The sequence below is a fragment of the Streptomyces sp. NPDC002265 genome, assembly GCF_040296125.1.
Classification (GTDB): domain Bacteria; phylum Actinomycetota; class Actinomycetes; order Streptomycetales; family Streptomycetaceae; genus Streptomyces.
The window spans coordinates 1-16,955 of record NZ_JBEOWS010000088.1 but is presented as its reverse complement, the minus strand read 5'-3'; the positions used below and the strand labels follow the sequence as shown (position 1 = coordinate 16,955).

Here is a 16,955-nt window from a genome sequence, read left to right as displayed (position 1 = left end):
AGGCCGCGTCGTCGCCGACCGGTACGAACTGGCCACGCTCATCGGACAGGGCGGCATGGGCCAGGTCTGGACGGCCTACGACCGGCGGCTGGACCGGCGGGTCGCGGTGAAGCTGCTGCGCCCCGACAAGGTCGCGGGCCAGGAGGCGGACGAACTGCGCCGCCGCTTCGTGCGCGAGTGCCGGGTGACCGCCCAGGTCGACCACCCCGGCCTGGTCACCGTGCACGACGCGGGCAGCGAGGGCGAGGAGCTGTTCCTCGTCATGCAGTACGTCGACGGGGCCGACCTCTCCGACCACCTCGCCGAGCACGACCCGTACCCGTGGCAGTGGACGGTCGCGGTCGCCGCGCAGCTGTGCGCGGTGCTGAGCGCCGTCCACGCGGTGCCGATCATCCACCGCGACCTCAAGCCGCGCAATGTGATGGTGAAGCAGGACGGCACGGTCACCGTCCTCGACCTCGGTGTCGCCTCCGTCATGGACACCGACACCACCCGTCTCACGCACACCGGTTCGCCCATCGGCTCGCCCGCGTACATGGCACCCGAGCAGGCGATGGGCGGCGCGGTCGGCCCGTACACCGACCTGTACGCGCTCGGTGTGCTGATGCACGAACTCCTCAGCGGTCAGGTGCCGTTCGCGGGCTCGACGGCGCTCGGGGTGCTGCACCGGCACCTGTACGAGCCGCCGCTGCCGGTGCGCAGGCTGCGCCCGGAGGTGCCGGAGGCACTGGAGAGCCTGGTCCTGCGCCTGCTCGCGAAGGACCCGCAGCACCGTCCCGCCTCCGCGCAGGAGGTGTACGAGCACCTGGCGCTGCTGCTGCCCGCGCGCGGGATGCCCACCGGGGCGCCGCTCGACCCCACGCGCCCGTTCCTGCGCCCGCACGCTCCCTGGCCGGACCGGGCCCGCACCCCCGCCCCGCAGCCCGCCCCCGTCGCGCCGGTCGCCGAGAAGCCCGACGTCGCCGGTGCCGTCGACGAGGTCAAGCGACTCCTCGGCGAGGGCCGCATCACCCAGGCCGTCGACATCCTCGGTGCGATCCTGCCCGCCGCCGCCCAGCAGCACGGCGAGCACTCCCCGGTCGTGCGCACCCTGCGCAAGCAGTACGCGGCGACGCTCATGGACGACGGCCAGTACCGGCGCGCGCTGCCCGAACTGCGCCGCCTCGCGGACGAACGCGCCGCCGAGGCCGGCCAGGCCGACCCCCAGTCCCTGCGCTACCGCCACGAGTCCGCGCAGTGCCTGGAGCAGCTGGGCGAACCGGCGGCGGCGCTGGCGGAGTACCGCGCCCTGCTGCCGTACTACGAGAACCAGTACGTCGCCGGGGACCCGGAGTCGGCCTTCGACGTCCGCCGCCGCATCGGGCACCTGCTGCTGGCGCTCGGCGACCGCGCCGCCGCCCACGACACGCTGGCCCGGCTGCTGCTCGACGTGGAGCGGCTGCGCGGCCCCGGGCATCCGCTCGCGGCCGAGATCCGGCGGACGCTGCAGTGGCTGGGGCAGATGCGCGGGTAGCCCGGGCCGACAGATTTTGCTGTGCCCTGAAGGAATATTGTGAGTGCCTAGGGGCGCGCTTTCCCGAACAAGGATGCGCACCGGTTAAGTTGCGATCCGTTTCGCGTTACACGTGCTTCCGTACCGCGGCGCGTGCGCGGTCGTCGCACAACTCGCCGGCACTGCCGGCCAACCAGGGGTGGGGTCACACATGTCCAGCCATCGGCTGTCCCGCAAGCGCAGGTACGTCACGTGGGGGGTGGCAGGGGCCGCCGTCGTCGCCGGGGCCGGCATCGCCGCGCAGACCTCGATGGCCGCCACCACCTGGCCCGCGCAGAAGACCTTCACCGGCCGCGCCTTCGACACCTGCGCCGCGCCCTCCCTGTCCGCGATGAAGGCCTGGCACACCGGCTTCTACGGTGCGGCCGCCGTGTACATCGGAGGCAAGAACCGCGGCTGCGCCCAGGCCAACCTCACGGCGTCCTGGGTGAAGTCGGTCAGCACCCTCGGCTGGAAGCTCATCCCGCTCTACGTGGGCGCCCAGCCGCCCTGCCAGACCGGGTCCAGCCCCGAGAAGATCAGCGCCGCCACCGCCGCCTCGCTCGGCGCGAGCGACGCCGCCGACGCCGTCGCCAAGGCCTCCGCCCTCGGGATGAAGGCCGGCAGCCCGGTCTACCTCGACATGGAGTCGTACGACATCACGAACAAGGCGTGCAACGACGCCGTCCTGACGTACGTACGCGCCTTCGACAAGGCCCTGCGCGCCAAGACGTACCGCTCCGGCTACTACGGCTTCACCAGCTCCAGCGCGAAGGCGATCGCGAACGCCGCCGACAAGACGGACCTGCCGGGCAACATGTGGTACGCCCTGTGGGACAAGACGAACACCACCACCAGCGACTGGCCGTTCGGCGCGAGCCAGTGGACGAACCACAGCCGGGGCCACCAGTACATGGTCAACAGCAAGGAGACCATCGGCGGCGTCACGATCACCGTGGACCGGGACGCCTGGGACGGCCCGGTGGCCATCACCGGCTGAGCGTCCGCCCGGCCGCCGGCACGGCTGCCCGGACAACCGCCCGCGCAGCCGTTCGCACGGCTGTTCACACGGCGGGGGTGCGGCGGCGGCGAGGCGGTGCCCGAAGTCCCGGTGAATCGTTGGTCGAATGGGTTGGCCAGAGCCTGGCCACTGCCTAACATCGATCACCGCAAGACTTTGTGCACCGTCGCACAATCTCCTCGGGAGGTTTCCTTGCACCGCCGCCGTCGCACCGCGCTCGTCCTGTCCGCCGCGCTCGTCGCCGCGGCCCCGCTCCTCGCCGCCTGCGGAAACGACGCGCATCCCGGTGCCGCGGCCGTCGTCGGCGACCAGCGGATCACCGTGTCACAGCTGGAGAGCAGGGTGCAGGAGGTGCGCGACGCACAGCGCGCGTCGGTGCCGGACGAGGCGCAGTACGCGCGCGTCGTCGCCGGCACCGGCAGCCTCACCCGCGACACCCTGCACGGCATGGTCCTGGACCGGGTCCTCCAGCGGGCCGCCCAGGACGCGGGCGTCACCGTCACCCGCAACGAGATCCAGCAGATGCGCGCGGGCCTGGAGCAGCAGGCGGGCGGCGCCGCGGGGCTGGAGGCGGCCTGGCTCCAGCAGTACGACGTCCCGCCGCAGCGCCTCGACGACAACCTCCGCCTCCAGCTCCAGGCGCAGAAGCTCGCCGCCCACCTCGGCACCGAGACCAGCCAGCCGGCCTTCTGGAAGGCTCTGTCCGCGGCGTCCAAGGAACTGCACGTCGACCTCAACCCGCGCTACGGCGACTGGGACGCCCAGAAGGTCAGCCGCGTCGACGCGAAGACCCCGTGGGTACGGGAGGTCGCGGCGGCGGGTTCGCAGCAGACGGCGTGACGGGTACGCGGCGGGTCCGCACCGCCGGGGGACGACCCCCGGGGCTGTCGGTGCCGTGCGTTACGTTCGAGGGGTGAACACAGCCAGCCCCGAAGCCGCCACCGGCCGCGTCGTCCTGCTCACCACCAGCCACCGGGTCGCCCCGGGCCTGCTGTCCTGGCCCGCCTGGCAGGCGCTGCGCGCGGCCGACCGCGTGCTGTGCGCGGACGCGGCCCACCCGCAGCTGCCGTATCTGCGCGAGGCGGGGATAGCCGTCGACGAGGCGTCCCCGGCCGCGGAGGACCTGGTCGACCTCTGCGCGGGCGGTCACACGGTGGTGGTCGTGGCCACCGCCGAGGGCGAACCGGCGCTGACGGACGGCCTCGCCAGGCTGGCCGGCTCCGGCCGCGTCGCGATGCCGGAACTGGAGCTGCTCCCCGCCTCCTACGACCTCCCCGGCGCCCGCCTCCTCGACCTCGTCCAGGTCATGGACCGCATCCGCGTCGCGTGTCCGTGGTCGTCCCGGCAGACCCACAAGGGCCTGGCTAAGTACGGCATCGAGGAGGCGTACGAGCTCGTCGAGGCGATCGAGGACGGCGACCGGGACGAGCTGCGCGAGGAGCTCGGCGACGTCCTCCTCCAGGTCGTCTTCCATGCCCGTATCGCGGAGGAGGACCCCGAGGCCCCCTTCTCCGTCGACGACGTGGCCGCGGGCATCGTCGCCAAGCTCATCCACCGCCACCCGCACGTCTTCGGCGACGAGACCGCCACCACCCCCGAGGAGGTCAAGGAGCACTGGCTGCGGACCAAGGCCGAGGAGAAGCGGCGCACCTCCGTCACCGAGGGCATCCCCGTGCACCAGCCCGGCCTGGCCCTCGCCGCCAAGCTGGCCTCCCGCGCCCGCACGGCCGGCCTGGACGTCCCGGTCCCGCAGGGCGAAGGCATCGGCTACGAACTGCTGGCCCTGGCGGTGCGGGCCGAGTCGGGGGGCGTCGACCCGGAGGCGGCGCTGAGAGCGGCGGCGCGGGCGTACCGGGACGCGATCCGGGCCGCGGAGGACTGACCTTCGGCCGAGCCGTGCGATGACGGCCACCGGGGTCAGTACGGTTGGCTCAGGGACGGTCGAGGGGCCAGGGGGCTTGGGTGGAACGGGAGTTGGAGGACCTGGCGGCCAGAGGGGCGCGGACGCTGGTCGCCGGGTTGCACCGGTCGGGCGAGGCGGCACTGGTGCGCGAGGCGTTCGCGACATGGTTCGAGCGGGCGGGGTGGGCCGATCAATCCGAGCTGCTGCGGGGTCCGGCGAGCAGGCTGTCGTACTCCAATACGCGGTGGGCGGGCGTTTTTCTCGATGTGCTGACGAACTCGGCCGACCACGAGGCGGCGGGCGGGCTCGCGGCCCTGGTCGGCCGGTTCTCCGAACCCGCTGAGGCCCGCCGTACCGCCGACCGGGCGGCCCGCGTCACCGGACGCATCCTCGAGCGCGACAAGGTCGTCCCGCCTCCCGCCGAGAAGCCCGGGGCACCCGGGGAGCCGGCCGACCGGCCGGGCGTCGCGGGGGACCACGTCGACTTCCGGCAGGGCTCCTTCCACGGGCCGGTCGTGGGGAGCCAGCACACCTACGTCAACCACCCCGGCGCCGCGCTCCCCGACCCAGGCCGCTGGCCGACGCCCGACGAGATCGACCCGGTCACCCTGGGCGTGCGGCCCACGCGGCGGCCGGGCGGCGCGGACCTCGCGCGTCTTCCGGCCTATGTGGAACGGGACATCGACGCCGGGCTGCGCGGCTGGCACGAGCGGGACGACCTTCTGGTCGTCACCGGCGGCCCGCTGTCCGGCAAGTCACGCACGGCCTGGTCCGCCGCGGCCCACGCCGTCGGGCACTCCGGCCGGGTCTTCGCGCCCGCTCCCGGTACGGATCTGCGCGGTCTGCCGGAGGCGCTGCACGGCCGGGCCGGCCGCCATGTCCTGTGGCTCGACCAGCTGGAGGACCACCTCGGCGAACACGGCCTGAACCTGGGACTGCTGGGCCGGCTCTCCGCACTGCGCGTCCCCGTGGTGGCCACCCTGCGCGACGAGGTCTACGAGGAACACCGCTTCGGCGACGGACCCGCGTCCAAGCTGCTGGCCCGGGCGCGGGTGGCGCGCGTGCGTTCCTGGTGGAGCGAGGACGAGCTCGCCCGGCTGGCCGGGCACCGCGACGACGACCGGCTCGCCGACGCGTGGGAGTGGTCCGACGAGGGCGTCACCCAGTTCCTCGCACTCGGCCCCGAGCTCGAAGACCTGTGGCACAGCTCCGGGTGGTCCAACAGCCGCCATCCGTACGGGCACCTGCTGGTCCGGGCGGCCGTCGACCTCGCGCGCTGCGGAGTCACCGGAGGCATGCCGGACCGCCTGCTGAGGGAGGCGGCCTCGTGCTACGGCAGAAGGCGGCCGGGCGGGGAGTCCTTCCAGGAGGCGACGGCCTGGGCGGCCACACCGCGGCACGGAGTGGCCGGGCTGCTGGTGCCCGTCCCGGGGCCGGGCGCGGGGGAGGGCGAGGCGGCGGCGTGGCGGCCGTACGGATCGCTGGTCGCGCAGGCGCGGCGGACGTCGGCGCCGGTGCGCGCGGCCCTCTGGCGCTGCGCGCTGGAGGGGACGCGCCACGACGCCGACGCGCACCACGACGTCCGCAGGACCGCCCACGCCGTCTTCGCCCCGAGAGCCGAAGCGGGGGACACCGAGGCCATGCACCTCCTGGGCGAGCTGGGTGCGGACGTCGAGGACGAGGCCACCGCGCTGGAGTGGTTCCGCAAGGCGGCCGACGCCGGGCGTACGGACCTGGCGGCGCGGGTGGGGGAACTGCTCCTCGGGCAGGGGAAGGCCGAGCAGGCCCTGCCGTATCTGCGGGCGGCGGTCGCGGACGCCCCGCACGCACACGTGACCCACCTGCTCGGCCGGGCCCATCTGGTCCTGGCCGAGCACTGGCTGCGGACGGCGGCCGAGAGCGGCCACGAGGAGGCGCAGCGCCGGCTGCGCGAGCTGACGGCCCCGCAGGCCGAACGATGAAAGCCAGCTAACGTCGGGGCGTGACCAACCAGCCCGCCCCCGGCGACCCCGTACCCGTGCCCGACCGCCCCGCCCCCGATCTCTTCACCTGGGAGTTCGCCGCCGATCCGTATCCGGCCTACGCCTGGCTGCGCGAGCACGCCCCCGTGCACCGCACCCGGCTGCCCAGCGGGGTCGAGGCCTGGCTGGTCACCCGGTACGCGGACGCCCGGCAGGCCCTCGCCGACCAGCGGCTGAGCAAGAACCCCGCGCACCACGACGAGCCCGCGCACGCCAAGGGCAAGACCGGCATCCCCGGTGAACGCAAGGCCGAGCTGATGACCCATCTGCTCAACATCGACCCGCCGGACCACACCAGGCTCCGGCGGCTGGTCAGCACGGCGTTCACCCCGCGCCGGGTCGCGGAGTTCGCGCCGCGCGTGCAGGAGCTGACCGACCGGCTGATCGACGGCTTCGCCGATCGGGGCTCCGCCGACCTCATCCACGAGTTCGCCTTCCCGCTGCCCATCTACGCCATCTGCGACCTGCTCGGCGTACCTCGCGAGGACCAGGACGACTTCCGGGACTGGGCGGGCATGATGATCCGGCACGGCGGCGGGCCGCGGGGCGGGGTCGCACGGTCGGTGAAGAAGATGCGCGGCTATCTCGCCGAGCTCATCCACCGCAAGCGGGAGGCGCTGCCCGAGACCGCCGCACCCGGCGAGGACCTCATCTCCGGTCTCATCCGCGCCTCCGACCACGGCGAGCACCTCACCGAGAACGAGGCCGCCGCCATGGCGTTCATCCTGCTGTTCGCCGGGTTCGAGACCACGGTCAACCTCATCGGCAACGGTATGTACGCCCTGCTGACCCATCCCGCTCAGCGCGAGCGCCTCCAGTCGTCCCTGGCCGCGGGCGAATCCGCACTGATGGAGACCGGCATCGAGGAACTCCTGCGTTTCGACGGGCCGGTGGAGCTGGCGACCTGGCGGTTCGCGACCGGGCCGCTGACCATCGGCGGCCAGGACATCGCCCCCGGGGACCCCGTCCTCGTCGTCCTGGCGGCCGCGGACCGGGACCCGGAGCGGTTCACCGATCCCGATGTGCTCGACCTCACTCGCAGTGACAACCAACACCTCGGTTACGGCCATGGAATCCACTATTGCCTGGGTGCGCCGCTGGCCCGGCTGGAGGGACGCACCGCGCTCACCACGCTGCTCACCCGGCTCCCCGACCTGCAACTCGCCGTGGAACCAGCGGACTTGAGATGGCGTGGTGGGCTCATCATGCGCGGGCTGCGTGCCCTGCCTGTGGAGTTCACGGCGGTCTGACCGATTGGCGGCAGTCGTGAGGGTTCCGTACCGGGGTGACGCACCGTCAACATTGTGATCTGCGCGTGATCTCCGTGGCATGAACTTGTGACAAGTGATCGTGTGCCGATACGTTCAATCATCAACACGGCGCAGCCTCACGCCGTGTCGGTCACCGCTGTCGTACGAAAGGTTTCCGCATGCTCTCCGGAAACGGTCGTCACCGTCGTCCCCGCCAGGCCCCGGCCCTGCTCGTCGCGGCCGGAGTGGCAGGTTCCGCCATCGCCATCCCGCTGCTGGGCGCAGGCGGCGCGAGCGCGGCCGAGGGCAGCACCTGGGACCAGGTCGCGCAGTGCGAGACCGGCGGCTCCTGGAGTGCCGACAGCGGTGACGGGCACTTCGGCGGCCTGCATCTGACCCAGGCGGACTGGGAGCAGTACGGCGGTCTCGACTACGCCGCCAGGGCCGATCTGGCCAGCCGGTCCCAGCAGATAGCCGTCGCCGAGAAGATCCTCGCCGCCCAGGGTGCCGGTGCCTGGTCCACGTGCGGACTCACCTCGGGGCTCGCCCAGGACTCCGCGACGTCCGTCATCGACACGGGTGTGGCGGGCGACTCCGCGAGCGGCGCGTCCGACGCGAGCGGTTCGACCTCGGTGCCGGACGTGCTCGGCCTGCCCGACTCCTCCGCCGGAGCCTCCACCGACCCGTCCGCGACGCCCGCCGCCGGCACCGCGTCCGCCGACCCCTCCGCCCTGCCTTCCGGTACGGCCTCCACCGCCGCCCCCTCCACGAGCGCGACGGACAAGACGGACAATGGCGCCGATACCGCCACGAGTGATGCTCAGGGTGACGATTCCTCCGCAAGCGATGCAAAGGTGGATGATTCCGCCAACTCCCGGCAGGCCATCGGCGCTTCGGGCCTGGTCGACACGGGTGACCTGACCGGCACCGGCCGCCACCGCGGCGCCAGCGCCGACGAGGACACGCCCTCCGCCGACGCCGACCTGTCCTTCATCGGCCGGCACGCCTCGACCGCCTACGGTTCCTGACCCGCCCGCCGGGGTGGTCCGCCACCTCCGGACCGGCCCTCCGCATTCCCGCGACGGACGACGCGGTGGGCAGGGGGCGGGTGGTGCCGGCCAGGACCGTGTCTTGCCCGGTCAGGCCGGGGAGGCACCTGCCTAAACGGGCGTAAAGCGGCGAGAGTTGACGCCCCATTTCACCGCTAAATGTCCGTTTTGGTGAAACTGTGGGATGAGTCTCAGAAGCCCTGATCGTCTTTGGAAATACCCGGATCGCGTGTCTACGGTCGAGACCGCTCGCCACAGCGGGCACCGGCTGCCGCAACGCCGAATCCTGCCAGCGGCTGCCCGGGAACATTCGTCGCGTCAAGCGCCGTCGGCAGGAGCGGGGGACCCAAGGTAAGCGCCGGGCCCAGCGGTTGAAGCTGGTGCCGGCTCGGGGTGAAGCCGCGTCCCGTGAGGGGCGTGGCCGGGCAACTCAACCGGCCCGAACCCGACAGCTCACCTCGCAGGCGTCGGTGAGGGGATCCACCATGCTGTTTTCCGGTAAGGGCACGCACCGCAGCCCGTCCAAGGCCACCCGCATCGCCGCGCTCGCCGGTGTCACCGGTGTCGCCATCGCCGCCCCGCTGTTCGCGGCCGGCAACGCCTCCGCCGCCACCGCCGCCGAGTGGGACGTCGTCGCCCAGTGCGAGTCCGGCGGCAACTGGGCCATCAACACCGGCAACGGCTACTACGGCGGTGTCCAGTTCTCCGCCTCCACCTGGGCCGCGTACGGCGGCACGCAGTACGCCTCGCAGGCCAACCTGGCCACCAAGGCCCAGCAGATCACCATCGCCGAGAAGGTCCTCGCCTCCCAGGGCAAGGGTGCCTGGCCGGTCTGCGGCAAGGGCCTGTCCCGCACCCCCTACGCCGCTGCCGCCCCCGCGCCGAGCACCGCCACCCGCGCGGCCGAGACGCAGACCGCCTCCCGCTCCGCCGAGCGCCCGACCGTCACCACCCCGGCCGGCCAGAAGGTCGCCAAGGGTGACGGCGAGTACAAGGTCGTCAAGGGTGACACGCTCAGCAGCATCGCCCAGAAGCACCAGGTCAAGGGTGGCTGGCAGGCGCTGTTCAAGCTGAACAAGGGTGTCGTCGCCAACGCCGACGTCATCTACCCCGGCCAGCAGCTGCACCTGAAGTGACAGCGCGCTCGTAGCTGAACCACGGCGGCCTCCCAGCCGTGTCCTTCATTGTGGAGGCCACGTGAGGGCCGTCCCCCGTCCCCACGGGCTCCCCGTCCCGGTGCGTTCTTCCCCCGTACGCACCGGGACGGGGTTTTTTGTCGAACCGGCTTTGTTCCGTTCGGAAACAATTTACTCTCGGTTCCGTCCATGACGCGGTCAACGACTGGTTGATCGCCCCGGGACGGTTAGGCTCAGTCCCGCGCGGCCACCACAGGCCTGCGCATCACCACCGGGCTCTCCGGCCCGGCGTAGCTTGCGTCACATCCCAGAAGGAGATGCTCGTGCCGTCCATCGACGTCGTCGTAGCCCGGGAAATCCTGGACTCCCGAGGCAACCCCACGGTCGAGGTCGAGGTCGGCCTCGACGACGGCAGCACGGGTCGTGCCGCCGTTCCGTCCGGCGCCTCCACCGGTGCCTTCGAGGCCATCGAGCTCCGTGACGGTGACCCCAACCGTTACCAGGGCAAGGGTGTCGAGAAGGCCGTCCTCGCCGTCATCGAGCAGATCGGTCCGGAGCTCGTCGGCTACGACGCCACCGAGCAGCGCCTGATCGACCAGGCGATGTTCGACCTGGACGCCACCGACAACAAGGGCTCGCTCGGCGCGAACGCCATCCTCGGCGTCTCCCTCGCCGTCGCGCACGCCGCCTCCGAGGCGTCCGACCTCCCGCTCTTCCGTTACCTGGGCGGCCCGAACGCGCACCTGCTGCCCGTTCCGATGATGAACATCCTGAACGGCGGCTCGCACGCCGACTCCAACGTGGACATCCAGGAGTTCATGATCGCCCCGATCGGCGCGGAGACCTTCTCCGAGGCCCTGCGCTGGGGTGCCGAGGTCTACCACACCCTCAAGAAGGTGCTGAAGACCAAGGGCCTGTCCACCGGTCTCGGCGACGAGGGCGGCTTCGCCCCGAACCTGGAGTCCAACCGCGCCGCCCTCGACCTCATCGTCGAGGCCATCAAGGAGGCCGGTTACACCCCCGGCGAGCAGATCGCCCTCGCCCTCGACGTCGCCGCCTCCGAGTTCTACAAGGACGGCGTCTACACCTTCGAGGGCAAGGAGCGCTCCGCCGCCGAGATGACCGAGTACTACGCCGAGCTCGTGGCGGCGTACCCGCTGGTCTCCATCGAGGACCCGCTGTTCGAGGACGACTGGGCCGGCTGGAAGATCATCACCGACCAGCTGGGCGACAAGGTCCAGATCGTCGGCGACGACCTCTTCGTCACCAACCCGGAGCGCCTGGCCCGCGGCATCGAGGAGGGCACCGCCAACGCCCTGCTCGTCAAGGTCAACCAGATCGGTTCGCTGACCGAGACCCTGGACGCCGTCGAGCTCGCCCAGCGCAACGGCTTCAAGTGCATGATGTCCCACCGCTCCGGCGAGACCGAGGACGTCACCATCGCCGACCTCGCGGTCGCCGTGAACTGCGGCCAGATCAAGACCGGTGCCCCGGCCCGCTCGGACCGCGTCGCCAAGTACAACCAGCTGCTGCGCATCGAGGAGATCCTCGACGACGCCGCGGTGTACGCCGGCCGCAGCGCCTTCCCGCGCTTCAAGGGCTGAGCCCTACCGGGTCAAGCCTGAGCCAGTCGTACGTACGTCCCCGTACTCGGTCCCGTACCGTGTCCGGGGACGTACGCGTGTGACGGCGCGGGTGACAACGGGTGCGAAGGGGAGGCGAAGAGCCAGATGGCCGTGAAGGACCGGGACCGTTTCTCCACCGCGACCAGGCTGCGGGTGCTCGGCGAGCAGACCGCGGCCCGGGTCTACCGCTCCCAGACCAGACGGCAGGCCCGCCGCTCCCGCCTCACCGGCCGGGCCGCGCTGCTCGCCCTCGTGCTGTGCTCGCTGGTCGTGGCCCTCGCATACCCCATAAGGCAGTACGTCTCGCAGCGCGCCGAGATCGCCGACATGGAGCGGCAGAAGCAGCAGGCCAGGGAGCGCGTGGAGGAACTGCGCGACCTCAAGGCACGCTGGCAGGACGACGCGTACGCCGAGCAGCAGATCCGGCAGCGGCTGCACTACGTGATGCCCGGCGAGACCGGTTACGTGGTGATCGACCCGGACGCGGTCAAGCAGTCGCGGGCCGCCCGCGGGGCGGCGCGCCGCCCCTGGTACTCGAACGTCTGGGACGGAGTCGACAAGTCCGACGCCTCCGACCGATGACGGATAGCAGAAAGACAAGCTCAGGACAGATGGAAACGCCCCCGCCGACCACTCCTCGCACCGAGCCCACCGACGCGGACGTCGAGGCCTTCAAGCAGCAGCTCGGGCGGCCGCCGCGCGGGCTGCGCGCCATCGCGCACCGGTGCCCCTGCGGCCAGCCGGACGTCGTGGAGACGGCCCCCCGGCTGCCCGACGGCACGCCCTTCCCGACGCTCTACTACCTGACGTGCCCGAAGGCGAACTCCGCGATCGGCACGCTGGAGGCGAACGGCGTGATGAAGGAGATGACCGACCGGCTCGCGACCGACCCCGAACTGGCCGCCGCCTACCGCGGCGCGCACGAGGACTACATCCGCCGGCGCGACGAGATCGAGGAGCTGACGGGCTTCCCGAGCGCGGGCGGCATGCCGGACCGGGTGAAGTGCCTGCATGTCCTGGTCGCGCACTCGCTGGCGGCCGGGCCGGGCGTGAACCCGCTCGGCGACGAGGCGCTCGCGATGCTGCCGGAGTGGTGGCGCAAGGGCGCCTGTGTCGTCCCGGCCGGGGAGTGCGGGAAGTCCGCGGAGGGCGACCAGTGACCCGGGTGGCCGCGATCGACTGCGGCACGAACTCCATCCGGCTGCTGGTGGCCGACGCCGACCCCGGGACGGGCGAACTCGTCGACCTGGACCGCCGGATGACCATCGTCCGGCTCGGCCAGGGCGTGGACCGCACCGGCCGGCTCGCCCCCGAGGCGCTGGCGCGCACCTTCGCCGCCTGCCGTGAATACGCGGACGTCATCAAGGAGTTCGGTGCCGAGCGGCTGCGCTTCGTCGCCACCTCCGCCTCCCGGGACGCCGAGAACCGGGACGAGTTCGTGCGCGGGGTGCTGGACATCCTCGGCGTCGAGCCCGAGGTCATCTCCGGCGACCAGGAGGCCGCGTTCTCCTTCACCGGCGCCACCAAGGAGCTGATGGGCCGTGAGGACCTGGCCCGGCCCTATCTGGTGGTGGACATCGGCGGCGGCTCGACCGAGTTCGTCGTCGGCGGCGAGCAGGTGGACGCCGCGCGCTCGGTCGACGTCGGCTGCGTACGGATGACCGAACGGCATCTGGTCGTGGACGGGGAGATCACCGACCCGCCGACGGCCGGTCAGATCGCGGCGATGCGCGCCGACATCGAGGCGGCCCTCGACCTCGCCGAGCGGACGGTCCCGCTGCGCCGGGCGCACACCCTGGTCGGTCTGGCCGGTTCCGTCACCACCGTGTCGGCGATCGCGCAGGACCTGCCCGCGTACGACTCGGCGGCCATCCACCACTCCCGGGTCTCCCACGACCGGGTCCGCGAGATCACCGACCGGCTGCTGCGCTCCGCGCACGCCGAGCGCGCGGCGATCCCCTCGATGCACCCGGGCCGGGTCGACGTGATCGGGGCGGGCGCCCTCGTACTGCTCTCGATCATGGAGCGGATCGGGGCCGAGGAGGTCGTGGTGAGCGAGCACGACATCCTCGACGGCATCGCCTGGTCGATCGCCTAGCGGTTCAGGAAGCCCCTCGCGGGGCCCGGCTAGCACTCTGCTGAGCAGGCAGGAAGCGCGTTTGAGCGCGGCGGAGGGATCCTGTCGGGCCCCTCCGCGAGTCCCCGCCGGAAACCTTCGTGAAGTTCTTCACAAGGAATTCGGTCCTGTCGGGGTACGGAACGGGGTCGGTTGGCCCTTCCGGGGTCCCCACGTCTGTGTGAACATGTTCAAAAGAGGCGTGCGGGGACGTTTCGCGGAGGTGTCGGGCGCGCGTCCTCCGGAGTCCCGGACGCCTCTCTTCCGGCCAGGAGGAGCAGCTCACGCGGCATTGACAACGCCCTTTGGGATACACGGGTTCCCGCTCCGCGCCATGATGTGGATCACTCGGGTCGCGGAGGATAACACACCCCCTGTCGGAGCTTGTGAAGGGGCGCACGAGCGACCCCCTGGGGGCGGGTGGATACTCGATGCCATGAGCACCACGGAGCGTCCCAGGATCCTCGTAGTAGGCGGTGGGTACGTAGGCCTGTACGCAGCTCGGCGTATCCAGAAGAAGATGCGCTACGCCGAGGCGACCGTCACGGTCGTCGACCCCCGGTCGTACATGACCTACCAGCCCTTCCTCCCCGAAACCGCCGCCGGCAGCATCTCCCCGCGCCACGTCGTCGTCCCGCTGCGACGCGTGCTGCCCAAGGCGGAGGTCCTCACCGGCCGGGTCACCACCATCGATCAGGACCGCAAGGTCGCCACGATCGCCCCGCTGGTCGGCGAGGCGTACGAGCTGCCCTTCGACTACCTGGTCGTCGCCCTCGGCGCGGTCTCCCGCACCTTCCCGATCCCCGGCCTGGCCGAACAGGGCATCGGCATGAAGGGCGTCGAGGAGGCCATCGGCCTGCGCAACCACGTCCTCGAGCAGCTCGACAAGGCCGACTCCACCACCGACGAGGAGATCCGCCGCAAGGCGCTCACCTTCGTCTTCATCGGCGGCGGCTTCGCCGGTGCGGAGACCATCGGTGAGGTCGAGGACATGGCCCGCGACGCGGCCAAGTACTACAAGACGGTGTCCCGCGAGGACATGCGCTTCATCCTCGTCGACGCCGCCGACAAGATCCTTCCCGAGGTCGGCCCCAAGCTCGGCCAGTACGGCAAGGCGCACCTGGAGGGCCGCGGGGTCGAGATCTACCTCTCCACCTCCATGGACTCCTGCGTCGACGGCCACGTGGTGCTGAAGAACGGCCTCGAGGTCGACTCCAACACGATCGTGTGGACGGCCGGCGTCAAGCCGAACCCGGCGCTGGCCCGTTACGGCCTGCCGCTGGGCCCGCGCGGCCACGTCGACTGCGCGCCCACCCTCCAGGTCCAGGGCACCGACTACATCTGGGCCGCGGGCGACAACGCCCAGGTGCCGGACATGGCCGCCCGCAAGGCCGGTGTGGAGAACGCCTGGTGCCCGCCGAACGCCCAGCACGCGCTGCGTCAGGCGAAGGTCCTCGGCGACAACGTGGTGGCCGGCATGCGGGGCTTCCCGCAGAAGGAGTACGCCCACTCCAACAAGGGCGCGGTGGCGGGCCTCGGCCTCCACAAGGGCGTCGCGATGATCGTCATGGGCAAGATGAAGATCAAGCTCAAGGGCCGTCTCGCCTGGTACATGCACCGTGGCTACCACGGTATGGCCATGCCGACCTGGAACCGCAAGATCCGTGTCTTCGCCGACTGGACGCTCGCGATGTTCCTCAAGCGCGAGGTCGTCGCGCTCGGCGCGCTGGAGACCCCGCGCGAGGAGTTCTACGAGGCCGCCAAGCCGGCCCCGGTGGCAGCCGCGCCGAAGACCGAGAAGACCGAGGCGAAGGCCTGACCTCCGGTCACTGATCCACCCCGAAGGGGCCGTCCGCCATCCGTGGTGCGGGCGGCCCCTTCGGCATGTCCGGATCCGGCGCGGGATTCCCGTACCGCCATCCGTGGGGCGCGGCATGGTGACGGCCGGGGAATGACGCGATGGTGCACGATCGTTGCTCTGAGCGAACCGGTGGGCCAATTCCTTCATGGAGGTGTGCGCCATGGCCGACGCCGCGCTGCGGCTGGAGAGCCTTTTCGGACAATTGCTGGGAGTACCGCTTCCGGTGCGCGTTCGCGCCTGGGACGGTTCGCAGGCGGGCCCGCCGGGCACGCCGACACTGATCGTGCGCAACCGGCGCGCACTGCGCCGACTGCTGTTCAAGCCGGGCGAGTTGGGCCTGGCCCGCGCCTGGGTCTCGGGGGACCTGGACATCGAGGGCGATCTGTACACCGCCCTGGTGCTGCTGTCGGGCCTGTTCTGGGAGCGCGGCGACGACGCCAGAACCCTCGCCCAGGCCCTGCGCGACCCGGACGTGCGCGCCGCCGTCCGCGGCCTGGTCGAACTCGCCGGACCCCCCTGGCCGCCCGCCCCGCCCAGGGAGGAGATCCGCAGGCCCCGCGGCCACCTGCACACCCGGCGCACCGACCGCCGGGCCATCAGCCACCACTACGACGTCGGCAACGACTTCTACGGACTGGTCCTCGGCCCGTCGATGGTCTACTCGTGCGCCTACTGGGACGACGGCGGCGGCACGCTCCAGGACGCCCAGCGCGACAAGCTCGAACTCGTCTGCCGCAAGCTCGGCCTGAAGCCCGGTATGCGCCTGCTCGACGTCGGCTGCGGCTGGGGTTCCATGGCCGTCCACGCGGCCCGCGAGCACGGGGTGCGGGTCGTCGGCGTCACCCTCTCCCAGGAGCAGGCCACCTACGCCCGCAAGCGCGTCGCCGACGAGGGGCTGACGGACCGGGTGGAGATCCGCGTCCAGGACTACCGGGACGTCCGCGACGGCCCCTACGACGCGATCTCCTCCATCGGCATGGCCGAACACGTCGGCGCCGAACGCTATCTGGAGTACGCCGAGAGCCTGCACGCCCTGCTCCGGCCCGGCGGGCGGCTCCTCAACCACCAGATCGCCCGGCGCCCGCACCATGACGAATCGGCCTACCAGGTGGACGAGTTCATCGACGCCTACGTCTTCCCGGACGGCGAGCTCGCCCCGATCGGCATGACCGTCACCCAGCTGGAACGGGCCGGTTTCGAGGTGCGTGACGTCGAGTCGATCCGCGAGCACTACGCCCTCACCCTGCGCGAGTGGGTGGCCAACCTGGAGGCCGACTGGGCCCGGGCGGTCCAGCTGACCGGGCCGGGCCGCGCCCGCGTCTGGCGGCTGTACATGGCGGCCTCCGCGGTGTCCTTCGAACGCAACCACATCGGTGTCAACCAGGTCCTGGCGGTACGCACCCCCGAGTCCGGCGTCTCCGGGATGCCGGCCAGGGCCCGCA

General features: G+C 71.7%; 14 protein-coding genes and 1 riboswitch. All 14 genes read left to right on the top strand.

The annotated features are described in order from the left end of the window. Nucleotides 1–28 precede the first annotated feature (28 nt). On the top strand, nt 29–1,513 hold the full coding sequence (locus ABT085_RS17715; RefSeq protein WP_351608083.1) for a serine/threonine-protein kinase: 1,485 nt from the start codon (nt 29–31) through the stop codon (nt 1,511–1,513). A 190-nt stretch (nt 1,514–1,703) separates the two neighbouring features. After that, nucleotides 1,704–2,531 carry a glycoside hydrolase domain-containing protein gene (locus tag ABT085_RS17710; protein ID WP_351608061.1) on the top strand — a complete coding sequence of 276 codons (828 nt, stop codon included), beginning with the start codon at nt 1,704–1,706 and terminating at the stop codon, nt 2,529–2,531. Between the two features lie 213 nt (nt 2,532–2,744). Then, complete coding sequence (locus tag ABT085_RS17705) at nt 2,745–3,392, top strand: SurA N-terminal domain-containing protein (RefSeq protein WP_351608058.1); 648 nt, start codon at nt 2,745–2,747, stop codon at nt 3,390–3,392. 73 nt (nt 3,393–3,465) lie between these two features. Further along, nucleotides 3,466–4,434 (top strand): nucleoside triphosphate pyrophosphohydrolase, encoded by a 969-nt coding sequence (locus tag ABT085_RS17700; RefSeq protein WP_351608055.1) that lies wholly within the window; start codon nt 3,466–3,468, stop codon nt 4,432–4,434. Nucleotides 4,435–4,514: 80 nt separating this feature from the next. Beyond that, nucleotides 4,515–6,416 carry a sel1 repeat family protein gene (locus tag ABT085_RS17695; protein ID WP_351608053.1) on the top strand — a complete coding sequence of 634 codons (1,902 nt, stop codon included), beginning with the start codon at nt 4,515–4,517 and terminating at the stop codon, nt 6,414–6,416. A gap of 20 nt (nt 6,417–6,436) precedes the next feature. Beyond that, complete coding sequence (locus tag ABT085_RS17690) at nt 6,437–7,726, top strand: cytochrome P450 family protein (protein ID WP_351608051.1); 1,290 nt, start codon at nt 6,437–6,439, stop codon at nt 7,724–7,726. Nucleotides 7,727–7,905: 179 nt separating this feature from the next. Beyond that, nucleotides 7,906–8,754 (top strand): transglycosylase family protein, encoded by an 849-nt coding sequence (locus tag ABT085_RS17685; protein WP_351608048.1) that lies wholly within the window; start codon nt 7,906–7,908, stop codon nt 8,752–8,754. A gap of 334 nt (nt 8,755–9,088) precedes the next feature. Then, nucleotides 9,089–9,257: riboswitch (cyclic di-AMP (ydaO/yuaA leader) on the top strand. A 3-nt stretch (nt 9,258–9,260) separates the two neighbouring features. Next, complete coding sequence (locus ABT085_RS17680; RefSeq protein ID WP_351608045.1) at nt 9,261–9,911, top strand: transglycosylase family protein; 651 nt, start codon at nt 9,261–9,263, stop codon at nt 9,909–9,911. A gap of 317 nt (nt 9,912–10,228) precedes the next feature. Next, on the top strand, nt 10,229–11,515 hold the full coding sequence (gene eno, locus ABT085_RS17675; protein ID WP_351608042.1) for a phosphopyruvate hydratase: 1,287 nt from the start codon (nt 10,229–10,231) through the stop codon (nt 11,513–11,515). 126 nt (nt 11,516–11,641) lie between these two features. Continuing rightward, nucleotides 11,642–12,118, top strand: coding sequence for an FtsB family cell division protein (locus ABT085_RS17670; RefSeq protein WP_351608036.1), 477 nt, complete (start codon nt 11,642–11,644; stop codon nt 12,116–12,118). Nucleotides 12,119–12,147: 29 nt separating this feature from the next. Beyond that, entirely contained in the window at nt 12,148–12,696 is a 549-nt protein-coding gene (locus ABT085_RS17665; RefSeq protein WP_351608034.1) for a DUF501 domain-containing protein, read from the top strand. Continuing rightward, on the top strand, nt 12,693–13,634 hold the full coding sequence (locus ABT085_RS17660; RefSeq protein ID WP_351608031.1) for a Ppx/GppA phosphatase family protein: 942 nt from the start codon (nt 12,693–12,695) through the stop codon (nt 13,632–13,634). The genes ABT085_RS17665 and ABT085_RS17660 overlap by 4 nt, the downstream gene beginning before the upstream one ends. Nucleotides 13,635–14,088: 454 nt before the next feature. After that, nucleotides 14,089–15,471, top strand: a complete 1,383-nt coding sequence (locus tag ABT085_RS17655) for an NAD(P)/FAD-dependent oxidoreductase (protein WP_351608028.1) — start codon at nt 14,089–14,091, stop codon at nt 15,469–15,471. A 202-nt stretch (nt 15,472–15,673) separates the two neighbouring features. Continuing rightward, nucleotides 15,674–16,955, top strand: a 1,282-nt coding sequence (locus tag ABT085_RS17650; protein WP_351608026.1) for a class I SAM-dependent methyltransferase, incomplete at its 3' end; no start/stop codon positions are given.